Source organism: Pseudomonas putida S13.1.2 (assembly GCF_000498395.2).
Lineage (GTDB): Bacteria > Pseudomonadota > Gammaproteobacteria > Pseudomonadales > Pseudomonadaceae > Aquipseudomonas > Aquipseudomonas putida_Q.
Map to the genome: position 1 here is coordinate 6,198,669 of NZ_CP010979.1, position 26,680 is coordinate 6,225,348.

At 63.1% G+C, this 26,680-nt stretch carries 20 protein-coding genes and 2 pseudogenes; 9 read left to right on the forward strand and 13 right to left on the reverse strand.

What is annotated here, in order from left to right; all coding sequences use genetic code 11:
• Nucleotides 1-300 precede the first annotated feature (300 nt).
• The 3 genes from N805_RS27420 to ttgA are packed head-to-tail and all read right to left on the reverse strand — an operon-like array spanning nt 301 to nt 6,062.
• A complete protein-coding gene (locus N805_RS27420; protein ID WP_016498128.1) occupies nt 301-1,755 on the reverse strand; it encodes an AdeC/AdeK/OprM family multidrug efflux complex outer membrane factor in 1,455 nt (484 codons plus the stop codon).
• A complete protein-coding gene (ttgB, locus tag N805_RS27425) occupies nt 1,752-4,904 on the reverse strand; it encodes a multidrug efflux RND transporter permease subunit TtgB (RefSeq protein WP_016498129.1) in 3,153 nt (1,050 codons plus the stop codon). The genes N805_RS27420 and ttgB overlap by 4 nt, the downstream gene beginning before the upstream one ends.
• A 3-nt stretch (nt 4,905-4,907) precedes the next feature.
• Nucleotides 4,908-6,062: a toluene efflux RND transporter periplasmic adaptor subunit TtgA gene (gene ttgA, locus N805_RS27430; RefSeq protein ID WP_019472695.1), complete on the reverse strand. Its 1,155-nt coding sequence runs from the start codon at nt 6,060-6,062 to the stop codon at nt 4,908-4,910.
• Nucleotides 6,063-6,320: 258 nt separating this feature from the next.
• On the opposite strand from ttgA, the gene ttgR reads away from it, so the two are divergent.
• Nucleotides 6,321-6,953: an efflux transport transcriptional regulator TtgR gene (gene ttgR / locus N805_RS27435; protein ID WP_016488872.1), complete on the forward strand. Its 633-nt coding sequence runs from the start codon at nt 6,321-6,323 to the stop codon at nt 6,951-6,953.
• A 346-nt stretch (nt 6,954-7,299) separates the two neighbouring features.
• On the opposite strand, the pseudogene N805_RS27440 reads toward ttgR, so the two are convergent.
• A pseudogene (locus N805_RS27440) lies at nt 7,300-8,435 on the reverse strand (MDR family MFS transporter); the annotation flags it as partial.
• Between the two features lie 489 nt (nt 8,436-8,924).
• Here N805_RS27440 and N805_RS27445 point away from each other — a divergent pair.
• Nucleotides 8,925-9,794 (forward strand): isocitrate lyase/PEP mutase family protein, encoded by an 870-nt coding sequence (locus N805_RS27445; RefSeq protein WP_019472697.1) that lies wholly within the window; start codon nt 8,925-8,927, stop codon nt 9,792-9,794.
• A gap of 252 nt (nt 9,795-10,046) precedes the next feature.
• Here the strand turns inward: N805_RS27445 and N805_RS27450 are convergent, their stop codons facing one another.
• The gene (locus N805_RS27450; RefSeq protein WP_019472698.1) at nt 10,047-10,952 is read right to left on the reverse strand and encodes a LysR family transcriptional regulator; all 906 of its coding nucleotides are present in this window, start codon (nt 10,950-10,952) and stop codon (nt 10,047-10,049) included.
• A gap of 102 nt (nt 10,953-11,054) precedes the next feature.
• Between N805_RS27450 and N805_RS27455 the strand changes: the two genes are divergently transcribed.
• The gene (locus N805_RS27455) at nt 11,055-11,930 is read left to right on the forward strand and encodes an MBL fold metallo-hydrolase (RefSeq protein WP_026034603.1); all 876 of its coding nucleotides are present in this window, start codon (nt 11,055-11,057) and stop codon (nt 11,928-11,930) included.
• A gap of 28 nt (nt 11,931-11,958) precedes the next feature.
• Nucleotides 11,959-12,573 carry an NAD(P)-dependent oxidoreductase gene (locus tag N805_RS27460; protein ID WP_019472700.1) on the forward strand — a complete coding sequence of 205 codons (615 nt, stop codon included), beginning with the start codon at nt 11,959-11,961 and terminating at the stop codon, nt 12,571-12,573.
• A 98-nt stretch (nt 12,574-12,671) separates the two neighbouring features.
• Here the strand turns inward: N805_RS27460 and N805_RS27465 are convergent, their stop codons facing one another.
• A complete protein-coding gene (locus N805_RS27465; protein ID WP_019472701.1) occupies nt 12,672-13,547 on the reverse strand; it encodes a LysR substrate-binding domain-containing protein in 876 nt (291 codons plus the stop codon).
• Nucleotides 13,548-13,661: 114 nt separating this feature from the next.
• On the opposite strand from N805_RS27465, the gene N805_RS27470 reads away from it, so the two are divergent.
• A complete protein-coding gene (locus tag N805_RS27470) occupies nt 13,662-15,299 on the forward strand; it encodes a 5-guanidino-2-oxopentanoate decarboxylase (RefSeq protein ID WP_019472702.1) in 1,638 nt (545 codons plus the stop codon).
• A gap of 134 nt (nt 15,300-15,433) precedes the next feature.
• Here N805_RS27470 and N805_RS27475 read toward each other — a convergent pair whose 3' ends face one another.
• Nucleotides 15,434-16,354: an AraC family transcriptional regulator gene (locus N805_RS27475; RefSeq protein ID WP_019472703.1), complete on the reverse strand. Its 921-nt coding sequence runs from the start codon at nt 16,352-16,354 to the stop codon at nt 15,434-15,436.
• A 202-nt stretch (nt 16,355-16,556) separates the two neighbouring features.
• On the opposite strand from N805_RS27475, the gene N805_RS27480 reads away from it, so the two are divergent.
• Complete coding sequence (locus N805_RS27480) at nt 16,557-16,850, forward strand: putative quinol monooxygenase (protein ID WP_003251976.1); 294 nt, start codon at nt 16,557-16,559, stop codon at nt 16,848-16,850.
• A gap of 16 nt (nt 16,851-16,866) precedes the next feature.
• Nucleotides 16,867-17,130, forward strand: a complete 264-nt coding sequence (locus N805_RS27485; RefSeq protein ID WP_019472704.1) for a hypothetical protein — start codon at nt 16,867-16,869, stop codon at nt 17,128-17,130.
• On the opposite strand, the gene N805_RS27490 is transcribed toward N805_RS27485, so the two are convergent.
• The gene (locus tag N805_RS27490; protein ID WP_019472705.1) at nt 17,131-17,736 is read right to left on the reverse strand and encodes a flavin reductase family protein; all 606 of its coding nucleotides are present in this window, start codon (nt 17,734-17,736) and stop codon (nt 17,131-17,133) included.
• Nucleotides 17,737-17,854: 118 nt separating this feature from the next.
• On the reverse strand, nt 17,855-18,142 hold the full coding sequence (locus N805_RS27495) for a hypothetical protein (protein WP_019472706.1): 288 nt from the start codon (nt 18,140-18,142) through the stop codon (nt 17,855-17,857).
• 252 nt (nt 18,143-18,394) lie between these two features.
• On the opposite strand from N805_RS27495, the pseudogene N805_RS30640 reads away from it, so the two are divergent.
• Nucleotides 18,395-18,544: pseudogene (locus N805_RS30640) on the forward strand (hypothetical protein); the annotation flags it as partial.
• A gap of 162 nt (nt 18,545-18,706) precedes the next feature.
• Here N805_RS30640 and N805_RS27500 read toward each other — a convergent pair.
• From N805_RS27500 to bglX, 4 genes are all read right to left on the reverse strand, one after another.
• The gene (locus N805_RS27500) at nt 18,707-20,026 is read right to left on the reverse strand and encodes an MFS transporter (RefSeq protein WP_024717451.1); all 1,320 of its coding nucleotides are present in this window, start codon (nt 20,024-20,026) and stop codon (nt 18,707-18,709) included.
• Between the two features lie 229 nt (nt 20,027-20,255).
• Nucleotides 20,256-21,590: a sigma-54-dependent transcriptional regulator gene (locus N805_RS27505; protein WP_019471784.1), complete on the reverse strand. Its 1,335-nt coding sequence runs from the start codon at nt 21,588-21,590 to the stop codon at nt 20,256-20,258.
• Complete coding sequence (locus tag N805_RS27510; protein WP_019471783.1) at nt 21,584-23,341, reverse strand: sensor histidine kinase; 1,758 nt, start codon at nt 23,339-23,341, stop codon at nt 21,584-21,586. Before N805_RS27510 ends, N805_RS27505 begins: the two co-directional genes overlap by 7 nt.
• Nucleotides 23,342-23,488: 147 nt before the next feature.
• Nucleotides 23,489-25,780, reverse strand: a complete 2,292-nt coding sequence (bglX, locus tag N805_RS27515) for a beta-glucosidase BglX (protein ID WP_019471782.1) — start codon at nt 25,778-25,780, stop codon at nt 23,489-23,491.
• A gap of 186 nt (nt 25,781-25,966) precedes the next feature.
• Here bglX and N805_RS27520 point away from each other — a divergent pair, with 186 nt between their 5' ends.
• A complete protein-coding gene (locus N805_RS27520; protein ID WP_019471781.1) occupies nt 25,967-26,584 on the forward strand; it encodes a TPM domain-containing protein in 618 nt (205 codons plus the stop codon).
• Nucleotides 26,585-26,680 lie beyond the last annotated feature (96 nt).

The following is a 26,680-nucleotide window of genomic DNA, read 5'->3' on the forward strand; positions in this document are numbered from 1 at the left end:
TTTTATGGGGCGAGCCGGTGCACTGCTGGATCGAGCCTGCAGGTGCGGGTCTTTTTTTTGATGAACTTGGGCAACGTTGCGTAAGCGGATGTTGCGGGGTAGTGCGGGGGTGAGGCAATTCGCCGCAAACGGAACGGGGCGATAATCGAACGGAATGTTCCAGGTGGTTAATTATTTTGCTTTGACAGGCTCTTCGCAGCACTAGGCTGCTCCCGCAGGTCGAGCGTCCGAAGCAACAACAGCCCTCGGCAAAACAAAAAGCCCACCGTAAAGGTGGGCTCGAGGCTGCTACAAACTCAATCAGCCTTTCGGTGCTTGCACCGATGCCTGCTGGTTGGCCTGCCCGGTCTGCTCATACCAGCCACCGCCGAGCGCCTTGTACAGGTTGACCTCGCTGGTCAGCTGCGAAAGGCGGTCGGTAATCAGCGACTGTTGGGCGCTGAACAGGTTGCGCTGGGCATCGAGGAAGGTCAGGTTGCTGTCGATCCCGATGCGGTAACGGCGTTCAGCCAGGCGGTAGTAATCCTGGTTCGCCTGCACCAGGTCCCGCTGGGCCTGCAGCTGCTCTTCGAAGGTCTTGCGCGCCGCCAGGCCATCGGAGACTTCCTGGAAGGCGGTCTGGATGGTTTTTTCGTACTTGGCGACGTTGATGTCCTTCTGGATTTTCGAGTAGTCCAGGCTGGCCTTCAGGCTGCCGGCGTTGAAGATCGGCAGGTTGATCTGCGGCTGGAACAGCCAGGTGCCCTGGCCACCGGCGAACAGGTGACCCATGTCGGGGCTCAGGCTGCCAGCGTTGGCGGTCAGGCTGATGCTCGGGAAGAACGCTGCGCGGGCCGCGCCAATGTTGGCGTTGGCGGCCTTGAGCAGGTGCTCGGCTTCCTGGATGTCCGGGCGACGCTGGAGGATGTCCGACGGCAGGCCGGCCGGCACTTCGGCCAGCTGGTCGGCGTTTAGCTCCAGTGGCTTGGCCAGGTTGGCAGGAACGCCGGTACCCAGCAGCACGGTCAGGCTGTTGACGTCCTGGGCGACCAGGCGCTGGTACTGCGAGTACTTGACCCGGGCGCCTTCCACGGCGGTGCGCGCCTGGCTGACGTCGAGGGCCGAAGCCACGCCGACTTCATTGCTGCGACGGGTGAGGTTGTAGCTTTGCTCGTAGGTCTTCAGCGTTTCTTCGGTCAGCTTGAACAGGGCCTGGTCGGCCTGCCAGGTGTAGTAGGCGTTGGCCACGCTGGCGACCAGTGCGATTTGCGTGGAGCGACGCGCCTGCTCGCTGGACAGGTAGGTTTCCAGCGCCTGCTCGGTCAGGCTGCGCACACGGCCGAACAGGTCCAGCTCATAGGCGCTGACGCCCAAGGTGGCCGAGTACTGGCTGGTGATGCCAGATTCGCCGGTTTGCGACATGTTCGCCGGTACGCGCTGGCGGCTGCCGCTGCCGGTGGCCGAAACTGCCGGGAACAGGTCGGCACGCTGAATGCGGTACTGCGCGCGGTAGGCGTCGAGGTTCAGCGCCGCGACGCGCAGGTCGCGGTTGTTGACCAGCGAAGTCTGGATCAGCTGTTGCAGCGCCGGGTCGTGGAAGAACTGGCGCCAGCCCTGTTCGGCGGCAGCAACGTCTGCCGATTGCGTCGGCGAGTACGCAGGGCCTTGCGGCCACTGCGCTGCCACCGGCGCTTCCGGGGTCTGGTAGTCAGGGATCAGCGAGCAGCCGCCAAGAATGAAAGCGGTTACTGCCAGGGACAACAAAGACTTGGTCATTGCCCAGCCTCATAACGTGGAGTTTCAGGGGTGGCGTCTTTTTCCGGCTCTTTGCTGCCGAACAACGACGACACTGCGACGAAGAACAGTGGTACCCAGAAGATAGCCAGCACGGTCGCACTGATCATGCCGCCGATCACGCCAGTACCAATGGCGTGCTGGCTGCCGGCGCCGGCGCCGCTGGCGATGGTCAACGGTACCACGCCGAGGATGAACGCCAGCGAGGTCATGATGATCGGGCGCAGACGCATGCGGCACGCCTCGATGGCTGCGTCGTACAGGCTGCGGCCTTGTTCGTGCAGTTCCTTGGCGAACTCGACGATCAGAATGGCGTTTTTCGCCGCCAGACCAATGGTGGTCAACAGGCCGACCAGGAAGTACGTGTCGTTGGACAGCCCGCGCAGGCTGGTGGCGATCAGTGCACCGATAATCCCCAGCGGTACTACCAGCACGACGGCGATCGGGATCGACCAGCTTTCATACAGTGCAGCCAGGCACAGGAACACGAACAGCACAGAGAGGGCGAACAGTGCCGGCATCTGCGAGCCGGAGAGTTTTTCCTCGTAAGACATGCCGGTCCAGGAGAAGCCGATACCGTCCGGCAACTCGCCCGCGATGCGTTCCACCTCGGCCATGGCATCACCGGTGCTGTAGCCCGGGGCCGGAGCACCCAGGATTTCCATCGCCTCGACGCCGTTGTAACGGGACAGCTTGGGCGAACCGTAGGTCCACTCGCCTTTGGCGAACGACGAGAACGGGACCATTTCGCCTGCACCGTTGCGCACGTACCACTTCTGCAGGTCTTCCGGGCTCATCCGCGCGTTTGGTTCGCCCTGGATGTACACCTTCTTGACTCGGCCACGGTCGATGAAGTCGTTGACATAGCTGGCACCCAGTGCAATCGACAGGGTGTTGTTGATGTCGGCAATGGTCACGCCCAGGGCGCTTGCACGTTCGTCATCGATAGTCAGCTGGTACTGCGGCTCATCGTTCAGGCCGTTCGGGCGCACGGCGCTGAGTACCTTGCTTTGTGCGGCCTTTGCCAGGAACTGGTTGCGCGCTTCCATGAGTTTGGCATGGCCGACACCGCCGCGGTCCTGCAGGAACACGTCGAAGCCGGTAGCGTTACCCAGTTCGAGTACCGCAGGCGGCGCGAAGGCGAACACCATCGCGTCGCGGAAGGTGAAGAAGTGCTGCTGGGCGCGCTCGGCCAGGGCGAACACACTGTTTTCCTTGGAGCGCTCGCCCCACGGCTTGAGCATGATGAACGCCATACCCGAGCTCTGGCCGCGGCCGGCGAAGTTGAAGCCGTTGACGGTGAACACCGATGCCACGGTGTCGGCCTCTTCCTTCAACAGGTACTCACGCATCTGGTCAACCACAACCTGCGTACGTTCGGCACTGGAGCCGGCCGGGGTCTGTACCTGGGCAAACAGTACGCCCTGGTCTTCTTCCGGGAGGAAGGCAGTAGGGATGCGGGCGAACAGCCAGATCATGCCGACCACGATCAACGCGTAGCCGAGCAGGAACGGTACCTTGTTGCGCAGGATAGTGCCCACGCTGCGCTCGTAGCCGTTTACGCTGCGGTCGAAGTTGCGGTTGAACCAGCCAAAGAACCCGCCTTTGGCGGTGTGGTGCTCACCTTTCTTCAGCGGCTTGAGCATGGTGGCGCACAGTGCCGGGGTGAAGATAAGCGCTACCAGCACCGAGAGGCCCATGGCCGACACGATGGTGATGGAGAACTGCCGGTAGATCACACCTGTGGAACCACCGAAGAACGCCATGGGCAGCAGTACCGCCGACAGTACCAGGGCAATACCCACCAGGGCGCCCTGGATCTGTTCCATCGAACGTTTGGTCGCCTCCTTGGGCGGTAACCCTTCTTCGGACATGACCCGTTCGACGTTCTCCACCACGACGATGGCGTCGTCCACCAGCAATCCGATGGCCAGGACCATGGCGAACATGGTCAGGGTGTTGATACTGAAGCCTGCGGCCGCAAGGATGCCGAATGTACCCAGCAACACCACCGGTACGGTCATGGTGGTGATGATGGTGGCGCGGAAGTTCTGCAGGAACAGGTACATCACCAGGAACACCAGGACCACGGCCTCGATCAGGGTGTGGATCACACCGCTGATCGATTCGGTGACCACCGGGGTGGTGTCATACGGGAATACCGCTTTCACGCCAGGCGGGAAGAACGGTTCCAGGCTTTTGATGGTCTCGCGCAGTGCCTTGGCGGTGTCCAGGGCGTTGGCGCCGGTAGCCAGTTTTACGGCCAGGCCGGAAGCCGGCTTGCCGTTGAACTGGGCGCTGACGGCGTAGTTTTCACCGCCCAGGCCCACCTGGGCGACGTCACCCAGACGCACCTGGGAGCCATCCTTGTTGACCTTGAGCAGGATCTTCTCGAACTGCTCGGCGGTTTGCAGGCGGGTCTTGCCGATGATGGTGGCGTTCAGCTGGGTGCCAGGCAGCGCTGGCAGGCCGCCGAGCTGGCCGGACGACACCTGCACGTTCTGCGCGGCCACGGCGGTCTTGACGTCGACCGGGGTCAGCTGGAACTTGTTCAGCTTGGCCGGATCGAGCCAGATACGCATGGCGTACTGCGCACCGAACACCTGGAAGTCACCCACACCCGCAGTACGCGAGATCGGGTCCTGCATGTTGGAGACGATGTAGTTGGCCAAGTCGTCCTTGGTCATGCTGCCGTCTTCGGACACCAGGCCGATCACCAGCAGGAAGTTCTTCACTGCCTTGGTAACGCGGATACCTTGCTGCTGCACTTCCTGCGGCAGCAATGGGGTGGCCAGGTTCAGCTTGTTCTGAACCTGGACCTGGGCGGTGTCGGGGTTGGTGCCCTGTTCGAAGGTGGCAGTAATGGTCATGCTGCCGTCGGAGTTGCTTTCCGACGACACATAACGCAGGTTGTCGATACCGTTGAGCTGCTGCTCGATCACCTGTACCACGGTGTCCTGCACGGTCTGCGCCGAAGCACCCGGGTAGGTCACGGCGATGGCGATGGCCGGCGGCGCGATGCTTGGGTACTGGTTGATCGGCAGCTTCAGGATCGACAAGGCGCCGACCAGCATGATCACCAAGGCGATCACCCAGGCGAAGATCGGGCGATCGATAAAGAACTTCGACATGGTTTACTCCGCTTTGGCGTCTGCTTTGGCCGCGTTGGCCTGATCAGGGCCGCCTGGCTTCTTCACGTTGGTGGCATCGCTGACCTTGACTTCGACGCCCGGGCGCACGTACTGCAGCCCTTCGGTGATCAGGCGGTCGCCTGGGTTGAGGCCTTCCTCGATCAGCCAGTCGCTGCCCAGGGTACGGCTGGCCTTGAGCTGGCGCAGTTCGACCTTGTTCTCCTGGTTGACCACCAGCGCGGTCGGTGCACCCTTGAGGTCACGGGTGACGCCTTGCTGCGGTGCCAGGATGGCTTGGCTGTTGACCCCGGCCTTGAGCCGCGCATGCACGAACATGCCTGGCAGCAGGGTGTGGTCCGGGTTGGGGAAGATGGCGCGCAGGGTCACCGAGCCGGTGGTCTCGTCGACCGCGACTTCGGAAAACTCAAGGCGACCTTCCTGCTTGAACAGGCTGCCGTCTTCCAGCACCAGCTGAACCGATGCGGTGTTGGCGCCAGACTTCTGCAGTTGGCCGCTTTCCAGTTCACGGCGCAGCTTCAGCAGCTCGGCGGTGGACTGGGTGACGTCGACGTAGATCGGGTCGAGCTGCTGGATGGTGGCCATGGCGTTGGTCTGGCCATTGCTCACCAGCGCGCCTTCGGTAAACGACGAGCGGCCGATGCGACCACTGATGGGCGCCAGCACCTTGGTGTAGCGCAGGTCGATCTGGGCGCTTTTCAGCGAAGCATCGGCCTGCAATCGTTTGGCATTGGCGTCGTCGTATTCCTGCTTGGACACCGCCTGTTCGTCGATCAGCTGCTTGTAGCGCTCGGCCAGGGAGCGAGTAGCTTGCAAGTTGGCCTGGGCGTTGGCCAGGTTGGCTTCGTACACGGCAGGGTCGATCTGGTACAGCTGCTGGCCTTCCTTCACCTCACTGCCTTCCTTGAACAGGCGCTTGAGGATGATGCCGTTGACCTGCGGGCGCACTTCGGCGACGCGGTAGGCACTGGTACGCCCCGGCAATTCCGAGGTCAGGGTGAAGGCTTGCGGCTGGATGGTCACGACGCCGACCTGAGGAGCCTGCGCCGCTGGCGCTGCTTCTTCTTTCTTACAGCCACTGAGCAGGGTTGCCAGGGCGACGGCGGAAACCAGAGCGGTAACGGCTGGCTTGAGTTGCATGAGGATCCTCGGGTCGCTGGAGCAGGGAGACGCTCAAGAGTAATGGAAGAGATCTTGATCTGGAAAAATTGCTATCCGGTGGATAAATAGCTTGCTAAGGAATATACTTACATTCATGGTTGTTTGTAAATACCGCTGGGTTGTACTCAGGTACTGCCACAGCTCTTGATTAGCTCATCCGCGAGGCTCCCTCCAGAGGTGCCCCCGGAGCGTCCCCCGCACGCGCCGCGCGTTCGGGCCAGATGAGGTTGTACTGCCATGGTCCGTCGAACCAAAGAAGAAGCCCAGGAAACCCGCGCACAGATCATCGAGGCCGCGGAAAAGGCCTTCTACAAGCGCGGGGTTGCGCGAACCACCCTGGCCGACATCGCCGAACTGGCGGGTGTGACGCGGGGGGCGATCTACTGGCACTTCAACAACAAGGCAGAGCTGGTGCAGGCGTTGCTCGACAGCCTGCACGAAACCCATGACCACTTGGCGCGGGCGAGTGAAAGCGAGGACGAAGTCGACCCGCTTGGCTGCATGCGCAAGCTGCTGTTGCAAGTGTTCAACGAGCTCGTGCTCGATGCCCGAACCCGGCGTATCAATGAAATCCTGCATCACAAGTGCGAGTTCACCGATGACATGTGTGAAATTCGCCAGCAGCGCCAGGGCGCAGTGCTGGATTGCCACAAGGGCATTGCCCTGGCGTTGGCCAATGCCGTGCGCCGGGGCCAGTTGCCTGGCGAGCTGGATGTGGAGCGCGCGGCGGTGGCCATGTTTGCCTATGTCGATGGCCTGATCGGGCGCTGGTTGTTGCTGCCGGACAGTGTCGATCTGTTGGGTGATGTCGAAAAATGGGTCGACACCGGGCTGGATATGCTGCGCTTGAGCCCGGCCCTTCGCAAATGACACTTTGTTAAGGATTGTGAGGGAGTGTTTCCCTTGTGTATTAACAGAGTATTAAGCGCTTTGTATGGGAGCGCTTGAGCCGCTAGCGTCCGCGTAGTTGCCGATCCGGCAATGCCACTGCGGCAACCAGCCCGAGCAGTGCAACCAGCCCGCTTCCCATCAACAGCTGCCGGAACGTCTCCGTCAACCGCCCCTGCGTGACCAGGTCCACCTCGCCTGCCTTCAGGCTCCCCAGCAATGGATTCCCCAGCATTTCGAAACCGCCCTGGTGCAAAAGCCCCAGTAACAGGCTGGACATGCAGGCCACGCCCATGGCCCCGCCCAGCGAACGGAACAGGTTGGTGGTGCTGGTGGCCACACCGATATCCTTGCTGTCCACCGCGCTTTGCGTGCCCACCAGCGATGTCGGGAACTGCAACCCGCAGGCAATGCCGGTCAGCAGCATGAACAATGCACTGAGCCACCCCGACTGCGGCGGGGTCAGCGCCATGGCAAAAATGGCCACTGGCATCAGCACTGCACCGGCCAGAATCTGCGGCTTGTAGCGCCCGGTGCGGCTGGTCATGCGCCCGCCGGTAAAGGCACCCAGGGGCAGCCCCATCGCCAGTGGCAGCAGGTGCAGGGCGGCGCTGTCGGCACCGGCGCCCGTGATGCCCTGGTAGCGCAACGGCATGAGCATGGTCAGGGAAATCGACTGGAAACTGGCGAAAAAGATCACGCCCCAGCACAACACCGCTACCCGGTTGCCGAACAGGCCCAGGGGCAGCAGCGGCTCGGGGCAGCTGCGCTCATGAACGATGAACAGCGCCAGGCCCAGCACGGCGCAGGCGAACAGGGCCAGTACGGCCGTGTCGACCCAGGCGTGGCCCTGGCCGACCAGAGTGATGCCCAGTAACAGGCTGCCCAGGCCGAGGATCAGCAGCACGGCGCCGAGGTAGTCCACCTGTGCCTCGCGGCGCTGCGCCGGCATGCCGGCCAAGGCCCGGTGGATCGCCCACAAGGCAACCAGCCCAAGCGGCAGGTTGATCCAGAATACCCAGCGCCAGGACAGGTACTCGGTCAACCATCCACCCAGCACTGGCCCGGCGACACTCGCCACTGCATACATGCTGCTGAAATAGCCCTGATAGCGGCCGCGTTCGCGGGGGGTACGAAGTCGCCGATGATTGCCTGGCTGACCGACACCATGCCACCCGCGCCAATGCCCTGCAGTACCCGGGCCAGCACCAGTTGCTGCATGTCCTGGGCCATGGCACAGGCGATCGAGGCCAGGGTGAACAGGCTGATGCCGGTCAGGATCATCCGCCGCCGCCCGTACAGGTCACCCAGCTTGCCGTAGATCGGCACGGCCACCGTCATGGCCACCATGTAGCCGGAGATGACCCACGCCAGCAGGCCGACATCGTTGAACTGAGCCGAGATCGCGGGCAGCGAGACGGCGACGATGGTCTGGTCCAGTGCGCCGAGGAAGATCGCCAGCATCAGGGCGGTCAGCACGTTGCGCAGTGTGGTGGGGGGCAGGGCGGCGGTCACGGGAATACCTTGTTTGTCTGTGGCGGCCTCTTCGCGGGCAAGCCCGCTCCCACAGGTGCAGCACAACTTCGGGCCATGTGTTGTACCTGTGGGAGCGGGCCTGCCCGCGAAGAGGCCTCCGAATTGTAACCTGAGTTAGGTAGCTTCCTATGTACTATCTGCATCCCCTATGCCGAATCGGCATTGGCGCATTCATCCAGTGCAGCATGGCTGCGTGATATCGTTGGTATGCCACAGGGGCTGAAATCCGGGGCTTGCACCAGCTTGGTGCAACAATATGCCGCAGGTTTTTCAGCCCACTGTCTCCCACACCTTTTATTCCTCTGCCTGCATGTCGAGCATGACCGCCCAGATGGCGACGGTTGGAACAGGTCAGGTAGACCCGATTACAGGGGTCGGTAGTTACCGTTCAAATTTCAACTTATTTGCGGAGTGATCATGCCCAAGGCTTCCCATCAAGATCTGCGTTTTGCCTTCCGCGAACTGCTCGCTTCAGGTTCCTGTTACCACACGGCATCGGTGTTCGACCCGATGTCGGCACGCATTGCCGCAGACCTGGGCTTCGAGGTCGGCATCCTGGGTGGTTCTGTCGCTTCGTTGCAGGTACTGGCCGCGCCGGACTTCGCCCTGATTACCCTCAGCGAGTTCGTCGAGCAGGCCACCCGTATTGGCCGGGTAGCGCAATTGCCCGTGCTGGCTGATGCCGACCACGGCTACGGCAACGCGCTGAACGTGATGCGCACGGTGATCGAACTGGAGCGCGCCGGTGTGGCCGGGCTGACCATCGAGGACACCCTGCTGCCCGCCCAATTCGGGCGCAAGTCCACCGACCTGATCCCGGTCGAGGAAGGCGTTGGCAAGATTCGTGCGGCGCTGGAGGCACGGGTCGATTCGTCGTTGTCGATCATCGCCCGCACCAACGCTGGCGTGCTCACCACCGAAGAAATCATCGTGCGCACCCAGAGCTACCAGAAGGCCGGTGCCGATGGCATCTGCATGGTGGGCGTGAAGGACTTCGAGCAGCTCGAGCAGATTGCCGAGCACCTGACGGTGCCACTGATGCTGGTCACCTATGGCAACCCCAACCTGCATGACGATGAACGCCTGGCGAGCCTGGGCGTGCGTATCGCAGTCGATGGCCATGGCGCCTACTTTGCTGCGATCAAGGCCACTTACGATTGCTTGCGCTTGCAGCGTGGCCAGCAGAACAAGTCGCAGAACCTGAGCGCCACCGAACTCTCGCACACCTACACCCAGCCCGAGGATTACATCCGCTGGGCCAAGGAATACATGAGCGTCGAAGAGTGACCGGCAGGGCGCCGTCAACTCAACGGACGGCGCTCAAGGTTGCAGTGTGAGGCACGCAATGTGCCTGCTCGCAGCTGGCTGCGGCGCTGGGCTGACTGCGTAGCAGCTCGGCGCGCCAGCACGCTGAACCATACAGCCCTGCGACCGCAGTCAGGGCCATGACAAGGGCGACTCTTCTGGATTTGATGCCCATGGTGCTCACCTCCTGTTACAGCAATAGGTGATACCTTCCAGCGTAGGCCAATTTCAGCGTTACAGATCCCGATCCCACTCCGGCTCGTCCTTGAACCGCTGCACCAGGAAATCCAACATGCTGCGCAAGGTCGCCGGCATGTGCTTGCGTGACGTGTACACCGCATTCAGGTTCAGTTCACGTGGCTGCGCTTCGGGCAGCAGGCGTACCAGTTCGCCCCTGCGCAGGGCGTCGGCGGCCTGGTAGGTTGGCAGCATGGCGATTCCTGCGCTGGCCAGGGCTGCCTTTTGCAATGTCATGGCTTCGTTGGCGCTGATGTTTCCCGCCACCGGTACGGCGACCTGCTGGCCGGCTACCTCGAAATGCCACAGGCTGTGGCCGAAATAGGCATGGGTCAGGCAGTTGTGCCGGCTCAGGTCCTCGACCCGTTGCGGTACGCCGTGCTCGCTCAGGTAGGCCGGGGCCGCGCACACCACCGAGCGGCACACGCTCAGGCGCCGGGCGATCAGGTTGGGGTCCAGCTCGTTGCTGGTGCGGATGGCCAGGTCGATGCGCTCATCCACCAGGTTGACGGTGCGATCGAGCATTTGCAGTTCCACCTTCACCCCAGGATAGCGCCGCACATAGGCAGTTACCGCGTCCACCAGCTGCGCCTGGCCGAAAGAGGTGCTGACGCTGATGCGCAGCGCGCCTTTTGGCGCGTCATCAGGCTGCTGCACTGCGGCCTGCAGGTCGCCGGCCAGTTCCAGCAGTTGCCGGCAGCGGGGCAGGGTTTCCTGGCCGGCCGCGGTGAGGCTGAGCTTGCGAGTGGTGCGCTGCATTAGCCTCGCGCCAACCCAGTCCTCCAGCTCTGCCAGGTAACGCGACACCACGGGGCGAGAAAGCTGCAGGTGGTCTGCCGCTGCCGACTGGCTGCCCAGGTCGACGACGGTAACGAAAACGCGCATGGCGTTGAGACGGTCCATGATTTGCCCGGTTTTAGAAACAAACTATGTTCAAGCATGGCATTTTTTGTCACGGATCGGGCAACTAAGCTGTTGGGCATCGTTCAACTGAAGGCCTTGCCCATGTCCCTGTTCACCCCCCTTCGAGGCCTGCTGCTGGCCTGCGTGACCCTGGCCGGCCCGGTGCTGGCCGCCGAACCATTGCAACTGGAGGTCTACAACCCCGGGCACGCGGCCATTTTTCCGGTCAGTTCGGTGATTGTCAGTGGCGAGCACGATGCCGTGCTGGTCGATGCCCAGTTCGGCAAGGCCCAGGCCCGGCAACTGGTGCAGCGCCTGCAGGCTGGCGGTAAACGCTTGACTACCATCTACATCAGCCACGGTGACCCTGACTATTACTTTGGCCTGGACACCCTGACCCAGGCCTTCCCCGACGCCAAGGTGCTGGCCTCTGCCGCCACGGTTGCACATATCCGCCAGACCATGGACGCCAAGCTGGCGTACTGGGGGCCGCAGATGGGGGCAGACAAACCGGCGCGACTGGTGTTGCCGCAGGTGCTCGAAGGCCAGCGCCTGACACTGGAAGGGCAGGCCCTGGACGTGGTTGGCCTGGACGGCCCGCAGCCAGACCGCAGCTTCGTGTGGATCCCGTCAATCAAGGCGGTGGTGGGTGGCGTGGTGGTGTCCGAGAACATTCATGTGTGGATGGCCGATACTCAATCGGCCAAGTCCCACGCCGACTGGCTTGGCACCTTGGCGCACATCGAAGCGCTGGGGCCACGCACGGTCATCCCGGGGCACTTCCTGGGAGACAGCAGCCGTTCACTGCAGGCTGTGCGTTTCACCGCAGACTACATTCGTGGTTTCGATGCCGAAACCGCCAAGGCGAAAGACGCCAACGCGCTGATCGAGGCCATGAAGCAGCGTTACCCGGGCCTGGCCGATGAAAGCTCGCTGGAGCTCGGGGCCAAGGTCGCCAAGGGCGAGATGAAGTGGTAATTCCGTTCAATTGATGGAGAGTGTTCCCATGAGCAAGATCGCAATCATCGGCGCCACTGGCCGCGCTGGTAGCCAGTTGCTGGAAGAAGCCCTGCGCCGTGGCCACAGTGTGCTGGCCATCGCCCGCGACCCTTCGCCACTGCAGGGGCGTGAAGGGGTGACCGTCAAGGCGCTGGATGCCAGGGACAGTGCGGCCCTGCAAGCGGCGGTAACGGGGGTGGACGCGGTGTTGAGCGCGGCGCATTTCTCGACCATCGAGCCGCATGCCATCATCGAGCCGGTCAAGCGGGCCGGGGTAAAGCGCCTGCTGGTGGTGGGTGGTGCCGGCAGCTTGTTGCTGCCGTCGGGGCATCGGGTGATCGACAGCCCGGACTTCCCGGAGGCCTACAAGGCCGAGGCCACGGCCGGTGTGCGTTTTCTGGAAGCGTTGCAGCGCGACCCGAACCTGGACTGGACCTTCCTCTCACCGTCGGCGGAGTTTGTTGAAGGTGAGCGCAGCGGGCGCTACAAAGTGGGCAAGGATCATTTGCTGATCGGTGCGGATGGCAAGAGCTGGATCACCTTTGCCGACTATGCGATTGCCATGCTCGACGAGCTGGAAAGGCCGGCGCATTCGCGGCAGCGGTTTACCGTCGGGTATTGAGTCGCCTGCTTCGCGGGCATGCCCGCTCCCACAGGTACAGCACAGACTCCGAGGCCCACACTGTACCTGTGGGAGCGGGCGCGCCCGCGAAGAGGCCCTTATTGGCTAGCCTGGCTCTCCAGCCAGTCCAGTAACTCCATCAACCCTGGCGGCAAGCTTCTGGCCTGGCTCACCAGGTAATACCCTTTACCGGTCACCACCTTCAGCGCAAACGGCATGCACAGCCGCCCCCCGCGCAAGTCATCGCCAATCAGCGACCAGTCGCCGATGGCCACACCCGTCCCCTGCGAGGCCATGGCCATCGCCATGTCCAGTGTCTCGAAATGCTGCTTCGGCCCATGAGTGGCCAACGTCACCCCAGCGGCCTGTAGCCACAACTGCCAGTCATGTTCATCCCGCGAGGGGTGCAGCAGCATGTGTCGCGCCAGGTCTTCCACCTGCTGCAACGGTATCGGCCCCTCACGCAGCGAGGGGGCGCACACTGGCGTAAGTTGTTCATCGAACAGCTTGCGCACATGCAGCCCGTGATTTGGCGCATCGCCATAGACCACCGCCGCATCGAAGCCCTCGCGACGAAAATCCACCCCATGTTGCACCGTGGTGGTCAGCTCCACCGGTACGTCCGGGCGCAAGGCCTGCCATTCCATCAGGCGCGGCAATAGCCAGCGCATTACGCAGGTGGGGGCCTTGAGCTGCAAGGTGGTGTTGCGCCCACCCACTTCACGCACGCCTTGCTCAATCAGCGCGAACACCTGCTGTACCCGAGGCAGCCAGTCCTGGCCTTCACGGGTCAGGCTAAGCCCGCGGGCCTGGCGCTGGAAAAGCGCATAACCCAGGTGCTCTTCGAGGGCGGCGATCTGGCGGCTGACGGCGCCTTGGGTGATGTGCAGCTGTTGCCCGGCACGGGTGAAATTGCAGTGCTGGGCGGTGACCAGAAAGGTATGCAGGGCGGGCAGGGGCGGGAGGCGTTTCATTGCGCTGAGCCATGATTGCAGGACATGGCTAGTATGTGTTTTTTTGCATTGTGGCGATAGCCGTCGCTTGGGTCCAATAAGGGCATAATCCAACAAGATTCAGGGTGAAAAGCGATGGCAACCTGCGGCGAAGTACTGGTCAATCTCCTTGAAGGCTATGGTGTGGACCATGTCTTCGGCATTCCCGGTGTACATACCGTGGAGCTGTATCGCGGCCTTGCCGGCTCGTCCATCCGCCACATCACCCCGCGCCACGAGCAGGGTGCCGGGTTCATGGCTGATGGCTATGCGCGTACCCGGGGCAAACCTGGGGTGTGCTTCATCATTACCGGCCCTGGCATGACCAACATCACCACAGCCATGGGCCAGGCGTATGCCGACTCGATCCCGATGCTGGTGATTTCCAGCGTGCAGTCCCGGGACCAGCTGGGCGGTGGCCGCGGCAAGCTGCACGAGCTGCCCAACCAGGCGGCGCTGGTGTCGGGAGTGGCCGCGTTTTCTCACACCTTGATGAGTGCTGCAGACCTGCCGCAGGTGCTGGCGCGGGCATTTGCCGTGTTCGAGAGCGCCCGGCCACGCCCGGTGCATATCGAAATCCCGCTCGACGTGCTGGTGGAACCGGCGGACTTCCTGCTGCCGGGCCGTCCGGTGCGTGGCAGCCGGGCAGGGGCAGCGCCGCAGGCCGTGGCACAGATGGCCGAGCGCCTGGCAGGTGCCAAGCGGCCCTTGATCCTGGCGGGCGGTGGCGCGTTGGCCGCAGGTGCTGCGCTGGCGCGCCTGGCCGAACACCTTCAGGCGCCAGTGGCGCTGACCATCAATGCCAAGGGTTTGCTGCCGGCCAGTCACCCGCTGCAGATCGGTTCGACCCAGTCGCTGCCGGCTACACGGGCGCTGGTGGCTGAGGCCGACGTGGTGCTGGCGATCGGTACCGAATTGGCCGAAACCGATTATGACGTGACCTTCAAGGGTGGGTTCGAGATCCCGGGCAGCCTGCTGCGCATCGACATCGACCCGGACCAGACCGTGCGCAACTACTTGCCCGAGCTTGCGCTGGTGGCCGATGCCGAACTGGCTGCCGAAGCATTGCTGGGTGCCTTGCAGGCTCAGCCGCTACCCGTGCGTGAAAGCACTTGGGGTGTGGCTCGCGTAGCTTGCCTGCGCCAGGAACTGGCGGCAGGTTGGGACCAGCCAACCCTGAGCCAGACGCGTCTGCTGAACGCGATTCTCGAGCGACTGCCCAATGCCGTGCTGGTAGGCGATTCGACGCAGCCGGTTTACACCGGCAACCTGACCCTGGACATGCACCAGCCACGTCGCTGGTTCAATGCCTCCACCGGTTACGGCACCCTGGGTTACGCGCTGCCTGCGGCCATGGGCGCCTGGCTGGGGAGTGCGGAGGATATCGGCCAGCGCGCGCCTGCGGTGTGCCTGATTGGTGACGGTGGTTTGCAGTTCACCCTGCCGGAGCTGGCCAGCGCGGTGGAGGCGCAGGTGCCGTTGATCGTGCTGCTGTGGAATAACCAAGGGTACGAGGAGATCAAGAAGTACATGGTCAACCGGGCGATCGAGCCGGTCGGGGTAGATATCCATACCCCGGACTTCCTCGGCGTGGCGCGGGCGTTGGGGGCTGCGGCGGAGCATGTGACCGACGTGAAGCAGCTGCAGGCGGCGCTGGGGCAGGCGGTGGAGCGCAAGGGGCCGACCTTGATTCAGGTTGACCAGAATCAGTGGCAGGAAACCGTGGCGGGTTGAATCAAGGTTATTACCTGTGCGGGCCTCTTCGCGGGTGAACCCGCTCCCACAGGATCACCACAGCTTTCGAATACTGTGGCGATCCTGTGGGAGCGGGTTTACCCGCGAAGAGGCCAGTACAGGAAAAACAGGACTCAGCCAGCAGTAGCCCGCAACCGGGCCACATCCCGAATCGGCGGCGCGCCATACAGCCGGCTGTATTCACGGCTGAATTGCGACGGGCTTTCATACCCCACCCGATAGGCCGCCACCGCCGCCTCTAGCCCATCGTTGAGCATCAACCGCCGCGCCTCCTGCAGGCGCAGCTGCTTCTGGTACTGCAACGGGCTCATTGACGTCACGGCCTTGAAGCGGTGGTGCAAGGTCGACGTGCTGAGGTTGACCTCCCGGGCCAGGTCCTCGATGCGCAAGGGCAACTGGTAGTTATTGTTCAGCCAGGTAATGGCCTGGCAAACCCGGTGAGTCTGGCTGTTGGCCAAGGCAATCTCATATAGCCGGCAACCCTGCGGCCCACGCAGCAGGCGATAGAGAATCTCGCGGCGGAACAGCGGCGCGAGCATGGCGATGTCGCGTGGGGTGTCCAGCAGGCGCAGCAGCCGCAGCAAGGCGTCGAGCAATGCGGCATCGGTCCTTTCCACATACAGACCACGGCCCGAGGGCCGGTTGGGTACCAGCATCGGCCCGCTTTCGGCGATCAGCTGGCTGATCTCGGCCGGGTCCAGGTCCATGCGCAGGCCCAGGCTTGGGTTCTCCGGGCTGGCGTCGAGCCTCACCCCGCTCAGCGGCAAGGTCACCGAGACCACCATGTAGTGCAGGGGGTCGTAGGCATACTGCTCGTCCCCCAGGAACAGGCTTTTGCTGCCCTGGGCAAGGATGCACAGCGCGGGTTGGGCCAAGGTCGGCACCGAGCGCACGTTCTCGGTGTAGCGCACCAGGTACAAGTCATCGATGGCCGATGCCGGGCCATGGGGGTCGCCGGCATGGCGGCGGATCAGCTCGGCCAGTTCCTGGCGCTGCAATTCCAGGGGCGGGTCGATGGACGTGGCGGTGGTCATGATGGCGTTCCTCTACTGACCGACGCAGCATAGGTTTGGGCAAAGACGGGCGCTAGTCGAAAGCTGCACGTCGCTTGCCTGATCCTGCCGTGCTGCAGGATCAGGCAAGCGGCAAGCAGTAATGGCCTAACGCGCCGCGTGTGTGAGCCCCTAACCTTGGCAGCCTGGCTTTTCCGTCCGCCTGCTTCAAGGAGATTGTGCAATGACCCTAAAACAACCGGTCACCCATCTTGCTTTCATCCGTGCCAGCAGCGGGCGCTCGGCAGAACTGGGCGCGCGCCTGCGCGACCTGCTCGAGCCCTCGCTGCGTGCGCCGGGTTGCCTGAGTTTCACGGTGCAGCGCTCCCAGGCCGATGCCGACCTGTGGTTGCTCAGTGGCAGCTGGCAGGATCAGCAGGCGATGAGTGGCTACTTTGCTTCGCCGACCCTTGAAGTGTTCGGCGAGCTGGTGCAGGCGCAGGTGGTCAGCAGCCTGGACTTGCATACCTTCGATTGAGGGTGGATGAGGTAAAGTGACGCCCTTGTTCAACCAAGCGGATAGCATCATGGCACGTAGGGAATTCACTCATTTCGAAGCGGTATCGGCGATGGTGCCGGTGGACGGTGGCTACAACGCGGCCATTGCGGTCAAGGCCCTGGCCATGGGCGGCGCGCCGCGCTTTCACAAGGTCCTCGACGGGCAGGTGTTCAAGGGCGCCGTGGCCGCCGACGAAGCGGCCACGGCCGAGCTGCAGCGCCTGCAAGGCGTCAGCGAAGAGGGTGAACTGATCTGGTGATCAGGCCGGCGGGCGGCCCATCTTGAACAGGTTGCCCAGCTCGAAATAGTCCGCCGGGCCACCGCCACGCAGGATCGGTTCGGCGGCCGCGGTATCGTAGATCCCGTTTTTCAGCAGGTGCTCGGCAATGTGCACCGCCACCACCTCACCGAGGATCAGCCAGCTGGGCACCAGTGCCTGGTCGGCCCGCTTGAGCTGGACGATCTGGCTGACCTTGCACTCGAACGCCACCGGAGCTTCGCCTACGCGGGGCACGCTGACGATGCTCGACGGCGTGGCGGTAAGGCCGCTCAATTCAAACTCGCTCACTTCGGCAGCAACCGGCGCGCAGCTCTGGTTCATCTGCTCGGCCAGTGGGCGGGTGGCCAGGTTCCAGACGAATTCGCCGGTCTGCTCGATGTTGTTCAGGCTGTCTTTGCGCCCGACACTGCAGAAACCGATGATCGGCGGGATGTAATTGAAGGCGTTGAAGAAGCTGTAGGGCGCCAGGTTCAGGCGGCCTTCGCGGTCATGCGAGGAAATCCAGCCGATAGGGCGGGGGCCGACGATGGCGTTGAACGGGTCGTGGGGCAGGCCGTGGCCTTTGGCAGGTTCGTAGTAATACATCTGTGCTGGGCTTGGTGGCCCTACCTCCTGGTGGACAAGGTGCCTAGTGTGCCAAGCCTGTGCTCGCCTGCAAATGATCAAGCCCGGCCGAAGCCGGGCTGGGTGCTCGCATCAGGTATCAGCTGATGCGGTGGGCGTTGGTGCGGTCGAAGCCGTCTTCGGCGAAGCGTTGGCCACCGGTACGGTCGAAGCCATCTTCAGCAAAACGCTGGCCGCCAGTGCGGTCGAAACCGTCTTCAGCGAAACGTTGGCCTCCGGTGCGGTCAAAGCCGTCTTCAGCGTAGCTGGCGGACTGAGTTTGAGCCGCGGCAAAGGTGTGAGCGCTGGTACGGTCGAAGCCATCTTCGGCGAAGGCGCCAGTTGCGAAAACCGAGAGGGCCAGGGTGAGGATCAGTTTGTTTTTCATGGTCGTTGCTCCGGGGTTCGAGAAGTTGTTTGTTTCTATGGGTTTAATCCTACGCCGATTAATTTGATTAAAAAGCGCAAAAAATAGCGTTTAAAAATCGAATAAATCGATGTATTTGGGCAGGCTTCGCGTGGGTCAGGCAGCGGTGTCATTCAGTTTCCGCAAGCCCTCGCGTTGTCGTTTCGTCAGCCATCGCAGCTTGAAGGTCGGGAATTAAAGGGGTGTTAACAGCGAAGTATCTTGTTTCAAAGCGACTTCCTCACCAAACCCCATGAAAAGGGCGGCCTGGACTTCGGCACAATCGGTTCGTCGGCCGTGCTGGGCGGGGTGCTGCTGGTGCTCGTGCTGATGGCCACCTGGTACCAGCGTCGGGAACCGCGCCAGGTGTTGGAGATGTCCTGAACAGGCTTTGAGGCACGAGTGAGCCGATTAAACATCCTATTCGGCTCACAGGATGAGCCGAATAGGATGTTTAATCGGCTCACAGCGAGATGATTGTTGATCGAACAAATGAAAAGGGCGCACCTGGAACGGTGCGCCCTTTTCATTTCAGCAGCTTCACATTCACTCGGTAGTAATCCGCGAGTGCTGCTTGGTGTCCTTCATGGTCGCGTAAACCAGCAGCGAGCAGGCAATACAGGCGGTGACGTACCAGTAGAAGCCGCTTTCCATGCCTGCGCTCTTGAACCACAAGGCCACGTACTCGGCGGTGCCGCCGAAGATCGACACGGTCAGGGCGTAGGGCAGGCCCACGCCCAGGGCGCGAATTTCCGTTGGGAACAGCTCTGCCTTGACCACGGCATTGATTGAGGTGTAGCCGCTGACGATGATCAGCGCCGCCATGATCAGGAAGAATGCGCCCCACCAGGTCTGGATGGTGTGCAGGGTGCTGAGGATCGGTACGGTGAACAGGGTGCCGAGCACACCGAAGGCGATCAGGATCGGACGTCGGCCGATCTTGTCCGACAAGCCACCGATCACCGGCTGCAGGCACATGAACAGGAACAGGGTGGCGGCCGAGATGGTGGTCGAGTCGCTGATGCTCATGCCCACGGTGTTGACCAAGTACTTCTGCATGTAGGTGGTGTAGGTGTAGAAGGCCAGGGTGCCGCCCATGGTCAGGCCGACCACGGTCATCAGCTCCTTGGGGTGGCGCAGCAGGGTGCGCATCAGGCTTTCCTTGGCCTTTTCCTTCTTGGTGAACGAGGCGGTTTCTTCCATGCCGCGACGCAGGTACAGGGCCACCACGGCGCACAGTGCACCGATCACGAACGGCACGCGCCAGCCCCAGGCATACAGTTGCTCTGTGGTCAGGGTCTGTTGCAGCACAATCAGTACCGCAAGGGCGATGAGCTGGCCGGAGATCAGGGTCACGTACTGGAAACTGGAGAAGAAGCCACGGCGCTCCTTGCTGGCCATTTCGCTGAGGTAGGTGGCCGAGGTGCCGTACTCGCCACCCACCGACAAGCCTTGCAGCAGGCGTGCGATGACCAGCAGGATCGGTGCGGCGACGCCGATGGTTTCGTAGCCCGGGGTCAGGGCGATGACCAGCGAGCCCGCGCACATCAGCAGTACCGAGGCCATCAGCGCGGCCTTGCGGCCTTTGCGGTCGGCGTACAGGCCCATCAGCCAGCCACCGATCGGGCGCATGAGGAAGCCCACGGCGAAGATCGCGGCGGTATTGAGCAATTGTGCGGTGGAGTCACCGGCCGGGAAAAAGGCCTTGGCGAAGTACAGCGAGAATGCGGCGTAGACGTACCAGTCGTACCATTCGACCATGTTGCCGATGGACCCGCTGAAGATCGACTTCAGGCGGCTGGCGGTGGTTTTTTCTGCGGCGGGCGCAGTGGCCGCCCCAGCGGGCAGGGAGGTGGCGTTATCCATCAGGGATACCTTCTCGTTGTTTTTGTGGAGCGCGCCGTAGCGCAGCTTGCCAAGGCAAATGCAGAAGGTGTGCCAAATGGGTGCGCCCTGATTCATTTGAGGGCACAACCGCGTGATAGCTGGCCTGTAGGAGCGGCCTTGCGTCGCGATGGGCTGCAAAGCAGCCCCAGATCGTTCAGAAATAAGCGGATTCTTGCCGATCAACGATTGCAGGTAAGCGGAAATCCGCTCATTCGCGCCCGACAAAGTCCTCGCGCATCAGCCCATGCCGCTGCATCTTTTCGTTAAGCGTACGCCGCGGCAGCTGCAACGCCTCCATCACCGACTTGATTTCGCCCCCATGCTGGCGCAAGGCTGCGCGCAGGCATTGCGCCTCGAACGCTTCCATCTGTTCGCCCAGCGACTGCCCGGCAGGTGTCACTTCGATGTTTGGCGAACTCAGCCCCAATGCATGGCGCTCCGCCGCATTGGCCAGCTCCCGTACGTTGCCCGGCCAGTCATGGGACAGCAGCTGTGCCAGTTGTACACCTGACAGCAGCGGGGCGGCACGGCCCAGCTTTTCGCCTGCGGCGCGGGCAAAGTGCTCAAACAGCAGAGGAATGTCCTCACGCCGCTCACGCAGCGGCGCCAGGCGCAATTCGGCCACATTCAGGCGATAGGCAAGGTCTTCGCGAAAGCGGCCGGCGCGGGCCTCTTCGAGCAGGTCGGGCTTGGTCGCTGCAATGACACGCAGGTCGACGCTGATGCTCTGGTTGGCACCCAGGCGCTCCAGCTTCTGCTCCTGGATCACGCGTAACAGCTTGGCCTGCTGTGCCAGCGGCATGCTCTCGATTTCATCGAGAAACACCGTGCCACCGTTGGCGTACTCCAGCTTGCCGATGCGCTTGCCCTGGGCGCCGGTGAAGGCGCCGCTTTCATGGCCGAACAGCTCGGCCTCGAACAGCGACTCGGGAATGGCCGCGCAGTTGAGTGCGACGAAGGGTTTACCGGCGCGAGGGCCAAAATCGTGCAGGCAGCGGGCCACGCGCTCCTTGCCACTGCCGGTTTCGCCACGGATCAGCACATTGACGGGCAGGCTGGCCAGCTCCAGTACTTGTCGGCGCAGCTGTTGCAGGCCCTGTGACATGCCCAGCAGCGTGCCTTCCAGGCGTGACTTGAGGTCTGCCTGTTCGTGCAGCCGGCGGTTTTCCAGCACCAGCTGGCGCTTTTCCAGGGCCCGGCGCAGGCTGCCCAGCAGGTGCTGCGGGGTGAAGGGCTTTTCGAGGAAGTCGTAGGCACCGCTGCGCATGGCTTCCACGGCCATCGGCACGTCGCCGTGGCCCGTCAGCAAGATGACGGGCAAGTCGGGGTCGTCCGCCTGCAGGCGTTCGAGCAATTGCAAGCCATCCATGCCCGGCATGCGCACATCGCTGATGATGACACCGGGAAAGTGCCGCGGCAGGTGGGCCAGGCACTCTTCGGCGCGTGCGAACAGTTGCACGCTGAAGCCGGACAGGCTCAGCCATTGCTCGACCGCAGTGCGGATACTGGCTTCATCATCGACGACGATCACTGAATTCAACATACAGGCTCCAGGTCACGGGGCAGGGTAAGGCTCAGGCGTGCACCACCTGGCAGGTTTTCGGCCTGCAGCTGGCCACCGGCCTCGTGGACGATACCGTAGGAAATGGCCAGGCCCAGGCCCAGGCCTTCGCCCACCGGCTTGGTGGTGAAGAACGGGTCGAAGACCTTGGCCAGGTCGGCCTCGGCAATGCCGCCCCCCGAATCCAGCACACTCAGGCGCCACCGCTCGCCCTCGGGTTCGATGCGCACCTCCAGGCGTTTGTAGCGCTTGTCGGCCATGGCGTCGAGGGCATTGCGCAACAGGTTGATCAGCACTTGCTCCAGGCGAATGGCATCGCCGCGTACCCAGGCCGGGCGCGCCAGGTACAGGGCAACCTCTACTTCTTCGCTGCGAATGCGGGTTTCCAGCAGGTGCAGGGCCTGGTCGACAACGGTGGCCAGGTCAAGGCGCTCGCGCAGGCCCACCGGGCTGTTGCGGGCAAAGGTTTTCAGGTGGCTGGTGAGCGCGGCCATGCGCGTCAGCATCTGCTCCAGTGGCTCCAGGGCCTGGCGCGCCTCGTCATGGCGGCCATGGTCGAGCAGCAGGCGCAGGGTTTCCAGTTGCATGCGTTGGGTGGTCAGCGGCTGGTTGATTTCGTGGGCCATGGCGGCCGACATCTGCCCCAGCGCCGCCAGTTTGGCTGATTGCACCAGGCCCTCTTGAGCCGTGCGCAGTTCGCGGGTGCGCTCCTCGACCTGGCGCTTGAGCTCTTCGCGGCTGCGCTGGCGCAGACGGGCCAGGCGCAGGCGCTGGCTGACGAACAGGGCGGCAAACACCAGGCTCAGCCAAACGGCGGCGGCGCCCAAGGCGGCATTGCGGCCGTCGGCAGTGACCTGCGGTTTGCGCAGCAGGTGCAAAGTCCAGTTTTCGCCTTCCAGTGGCAGGCTTTCCCACAAGTACTCAGCGCTGCCCTCGGGGCCTTGCACGCGGCTCAGGGTGCTGTTGGCGGCAAAGCGCGTCAGCACTTGATGCTGCAACGGCACCAGGGGTTGCTTGTCGTACTGGCGGGTTTCGGCCAGCTCGGCACGGTCGGCGCCACTGAGCGGCTGCAGCTCGCGGTAGCGCCAGCCGTCCTGGTTGGCGATAAAGGTGATACCGCGGGCGTCGCTCACCAGCAGGATGTCACTGCCTTGGCGCCACTCACGTTCCAGTTCCGGGAACTCCAGCTTCACCACCATGGCACCGAGGAAGCGACCATGCTCGTCGTTCACCGCGCTGGCGAGGAAGTACCCCGGCACGCCACTGGTCACGCCCACGGCGTAGAAGCGGCCACTGCCCTGGCTGCGGGTTTGCTTGAAGTAGGGCCTGAAGCCGTAGTTGGAACCGACGTAACTGCTGGGCAGCCGCCAGTTGCTGGCGGCGATGGCCAGGCCGGTGCGGTCGAGCAGTTCGAGGGTGGAGGAGTTTGCGGCGCCGTTGATGCGTTCAAGCTTACGGTTCAGGGCGTCCTGCACCTGTTCGCTGACCGGGTCGCGCAGGGCGGCGATCAGCTCCGGGTCCAGCGCCAGCACGGCGGGCAGGGCGCGGTAGCGGTCGATCAGGGTATGCAGGGTATTGGCGTACAGGCCCAACTGCTGGCTGGCACGCTGGGCGTCGTCTTCCATGGCCTGGCGCTTGGCCTGGTGCATGGCCCAACCGGCACTGAGGGCGGTGCCCAGCACGATCAGCAGGGTGATCAGCCCCAGACGCAGGGCGCGAAAGGAAAAGGGCATCGGGGCGGATCCGGATGATTGTGATATCGGGCCCGGCCGCTTCGCGGGCTTGCCCGCTCCCACAGGATACTCACAGCCCGATGGACCTGTGCAGTTTCTGTGGGAGCGGGCAAGCCCGCGAAAGGGCCGGTACAGGCGACCTTTCAGTTACAGCAGTTCGAAGCTCTGCTGCTGCACCGCCTGGGAATCCAGCCCGACCTGGATATTGAATTCACCTGGCTCGGCAACCCGCTGCAGCTGGCCATTGTAGAACTTCAGGTCTTCCTCGCTGACGCGGAAGGCCAAGGTGCGCGACTCGCCCGGCTTGAGCATCAGCTTCTGGAAGTTCTTGAGTTCCTTGACCGGGCGGCTCATCGACGCCGACACATCCTGCAGGTACAGCTGCACCACGGTCTCGCCTGCCACCTTGCCGGTGTTCGTCACCGTCACCTTGGCCTCCAGTGTGTCGCCGCGCTTGAGGTCCTTGTTCGAAAGCTTCAGGCCCGACAGCTCGAAGCTGCTGTAGCTCAGGCCATAGCCAAACGGGTACAGCGGGCCGTTGGGTTCTTCAAAGTACTGCGAGGTGTAGTTGCCCGGCTTGCCAGGGGTGAAGGGCCGGCCGATGCGGGTGTGGTTGTAGTACATCGGGATCTGCCCGACCGAGCGCGGGAAGGTGATGGCCAGCTTGCCGGACGGATTGTAGTCACCAAACAGCACGTCGGCGATGGCATTACCGCCTTCGGTGCCGGCGAACCAGGTTTCGAGGATGGCGTCGGCCTGCTCGCGCTCCCAGCTGATCGACAGCGGCCGGCCGTTCATCAGCACCAGTACCAGCGGCTTGCCTGTGGCCTTCAGGGCTTTGATCAGTTCGCGCTGGCTGGCCGGGATTTCCAGGGTGGTACGGCTCGACGACTCGTGGGACATGCCGCGGGACTCGCCGACCACTGCCACCACCACATCGGCTTGCCTGGCCGCCTTGAGCGCTTCATCGATCAGCACCGCAGGCGGGCGCGGGTCGTCGACGATTTCCGGGGCATCGAAGTTGAGGAAGTTCAGGTAATCGAGGATGGCCTTGTCGCCCGTGACGTTGGAGCCTTTGGCGTAGACCAGCTTGGCCTTGCCTTCCACGGCGCGGCGCAGGCCTTCGCGCACGGTCACCGAGTGCACCGGTTTACCGTCGGCGGCCCAACTGCCCATCATGTCAATCGGGGCATCGGCCAGTGGGCCGACCAAGGCAATGGTGCCAGCCTTTTTCAGCGGCAGGGTCTGGTTGCGGTTTTCCAGCAGCACCAGGCTGCGGCGTGCCACGTCACGCGCAGCTTCGCGGTGCAGGCGGTCGTTGCCGTAATAGTCCTTCAGGTCGGTTTCGGCTTTGCCGATGCGCACGTACGGGTCCTTGAAAAGGCCCATGTCGTACTTGGCGCCAAGCACTTCGCGTACCGCCTGGTCCAGTTCGCGCTGGGTCACTTCGCCGGACTTCAGCAGGCCTGGCAGCTCTTCGCCGTACAGGGTGTCGTTCATGCTCATGTCGATGCCGGCCTTGATCGCCAGCTTGGCCGCTTCACGGCCGTCGCGGGCGACGCCATGACGGATCAGCTCCTGGATGGCGCCGTGGTCACTGATGGTCACGCCTTTGAAGCCCCACTCCTTGCGCAGCAGGTCGTTCATCAACCAGGTGTTGGAGGTGGCCGGCACACCGTTGATCGAGTTCAGTGCCACCATCACCCCGCCAGCACCGGCGTCGAGCGCGGCGCGGTAGGGCGGCAGGTAGTCGTTGTACATTTTCGGCAGGCTCATATCGACCGTGTTGTAGTCGCGCCCGCCTTCCACTGCACCGTACAGGGCGAAGTGCTTGACGATGGCCATGATGCTGTCGGGGTTGGCCGGGCTGCTGCCCTGGAACGAACGCACCATCACCTGGCCGATTTTCGAGGTCAGGTAGGTGTCCTCGCCGAAGCCTTCGCTGGTACGGCCCCAGCGCGGGTCGCGGGCGATATCGACCATGGGTGCGAAGGTCATGTCCAGGGCGTCGGCGGAGGCTTCGATGGCTGCAGTGCGGCCCACCTTGGCGACGGCGTCCATGTCCCAGGTGGCGGCCATGCCCAGGCCGATCGGGAAGATGGTGCGTTCGCCGTGAATGGTGTCGTAGGCGAAGAACATGGGGATCTTCAGGCGGCTGCGCATGGCCGCGTCCTGCATCGGGCGGTTTTCGGGCGCGGTGCGCGAGTTGAAGGTGCCACCGATGCGGCCGGCGGCAATTTCTTCGCGGATCTTTTCGTGGGGCATTTCCGGGCCGATGCTGATCAGGCGCAGCTGGCCGATTTTCTCGGCTTCGGTCATCTGGCTGATCAGGTGCTCGATGAACGCCTGCTTGTCCTGCAGGGGCGGGGCATAGGGGGCGGCAAGGGCCGCCTGACTGGCAAGGCCCATGGCCAGGCCCAGCAAAGACAGTTTCATCATCAATTCCGTTGTGGGGCCTCTGCCGTATCCAGGGTGATACGCGCGCGGCCGAAGTTTTCAGGCGGCTATTGTTGTACGATTCGCAGGCTTACTTTCCAGCAGCGGATTATGCCTGAATATGTCGCCTGCGGATGAAGCCCCGAGTGCCGGGACAACAACTATAAGAACGCTCAAGAGACCGACGGCATGACCCCCTTCGACGAGTACCATCAACGGCAGATTGCCGAAGCCATTGCGCGTGCCGAACGGCGCACCGATGCCGAACTGGTGACGGTGCTGGCCCGCCGTGCCGACGATTACGCCTATTGGCCGCTGTTGTGGGCCGCCGTGCTGGCGTTGGCGGTGCCGGGCCTGTTGCACTGGCTGCTGGGCTGGCCCGGCGTGCGAGGCTTGCTGGTGGCCAACGTGCTGCTGTTCGTCGGCTTGTGCCTGCTGCTGCGCAACCCGCGTCTGGCCAGCTGGCTGATCCCCCGTGCCCTGCGTCGCTGGCGTGCTTCACGGCTGGCCCGCCAGCAGTTTCGCGAGCAGAACCTGCAGCGCACCGCAGGCGCCACGGGTGTGCTGATTTTCGTCAGCGAGGCGGAGCGGCATGTGGAAATCCTGGTCGATCGGGGTATCGAACACTGCCTGGATGCCGAAGCCCGGGCAGCGATCGGAGCGCGCTTTGCCGAGCAGGTGCGCCAGGGCCGGACGTTGCAGGGCTTTGTCGAATGCATCGAGGCGTGTGGCGAGCTGCTTAGCCAGCACGTGCCGCCAACCCATGCCCGCAACGAGTTGCCCAACCGGCTGGTAATTCTCGATTGATTCGGATCCGCCTGGCTTGACGCCTTCCCTGTGGGAGCGGGTTCACCCGCGAATGCTGCCTAGAGGCCACCGACGCATTCGCGGGTAAACCCGCTC

Excerpts from the sequence above, each read along its gene's own strand:
- N805_RS27420 (WP_016498128.1), bottom strand. The coding sequence starts at position 1,755 with ATGACCAAGTCTTTGTTGTCCCTGGCAGTAACCGCTTTCATTCTTGGC.
- ttgB (WP_016498129.1), bottom strand. The coding sequence starts at position 4,904 with ATGTCGAAGTTCTTTATCGATCGCCCGATCTTCGCCTGGGTGATCGCC.
- ttgA (WP_019472695.1), bottom strand. The coding sequence starts at position 6,062 with ATGCAACTCAAGCCAGCCGTTACCGCTCTGGTTTCCGCCGTCGCCCTG.
- ttgR (WP_016488872.1), top strand. The coding sequence starts at position 6,321 with ATGGTCCGTCGAACCAAAGAAGAAGCCCAGGAAACCCGCGCACAGATC.
- N805_RS27445 (WP_019472697.1), top strand. The coding sequence starts at position 8,925 with ATGCCCAAGGCTTCCCATCAAGATCTGCGTTTTGCCTTCCGCGAACTG.
- N805_RS27450 (WP_019472698.1), bottom strand. The coding sequence starts at position 10,952 with ATGGACCGTCTCAACGCCATGCGCGTTTTCGTTACCGTCGTCGACCTG.
- N805_RS27455 (WP_026034603.1), top strand. The coding sequence starts at position 11,055 with ATGTCCCTGTTCACCCCCCTTCGAGGCCTGCTGCTGGCCTGCGTGACC.
- N805_RS27460 (WP_019472700.1), top strand. The coding sequence starts at position 11,959 with ATGAGCAAGATCGCAATCATCGGCGCCACTGGCCGCGCTGGTAGCCAG.
- N805_RS27465 (WP_019472701.1), bottom strand. The coding sequence starts at position 13,547 with ATGAAACGCCTCCCGCCCCTGCCCGCCCTGCATACCTTTCTGGTCACC.
- N805_RS27470 (WP_019472702.1), top strand. The coding sequence starts at position 13,662 with ATGGCAACCTGCGGCGAAGTACTGGTCAATCTCCTTGAAGGCTATGGT.
- N805_RS27475 (WP_019472703.1), bottom strand. The coding sequence starts at position 16,354 with ATGACCACCGCCACGTCCATCGACCCGCCCCTGGAATTGCAGCGCCAG.
- N805_RS27480 (WP_003251976.1), top strand. The coding sequence starts at position 16,557 with ATGACCCTAAAACAACCGGTCACCCATCTTGCTTTCATCCGTGCCAGC.
- N805_RS27490 (WP_019472705.1), bottom strand. The coding sequence starts at position 17,736 with ATGTATTACTACGAACCTGCCAAAGGCCACGGCCTGCCCCACGACCCG.
- N805_RS27495 (WP_019472706.1), bottom strand. The coding sequence starts at position 18,142 with ATGAAAAACAAACTGATCCTCACCCTGGCCCTCTCGGTTTTCGCAACT.
- N805_RS27500 (WP_024717451.1), bottom strand. The coding sequence starts at position 20,026 with ATGGATAACGCCACCTCCCTGCCCGCTGGGGCGGCCACTGCGCCCGCC.
- N805_RS27505 (WP_019471784.1), bottom strand. The coding sequence starts at position 21,590 with ATGTTGAATTCAGTGATCGTCGTCGATGATGAAGCCAGTATCCGCACT.
- N805_RS27510 (WP_019471783.1), bottom strand. The coding sequence starts at position 23,341 with ATGCCCTTTTCCTTTCGCGCCCTGCGTCTGGGGCTGATCACCCTGCTG.
- bglX (WP_019471782.1), bottom strand. The coding sequence starts at position 25,780 with ATGATGAAACTGTCTTTGCTGGGCCTGGCCATGGGCCTTGCCAGTCAG.
- N805_RS27520 (WP_019471781.1), top strand. The coding sequence starts at position 25,967 with ATGACCCCCTTCGACGAGTACCATCAACGGCAGATTGCCGAAGCCATT.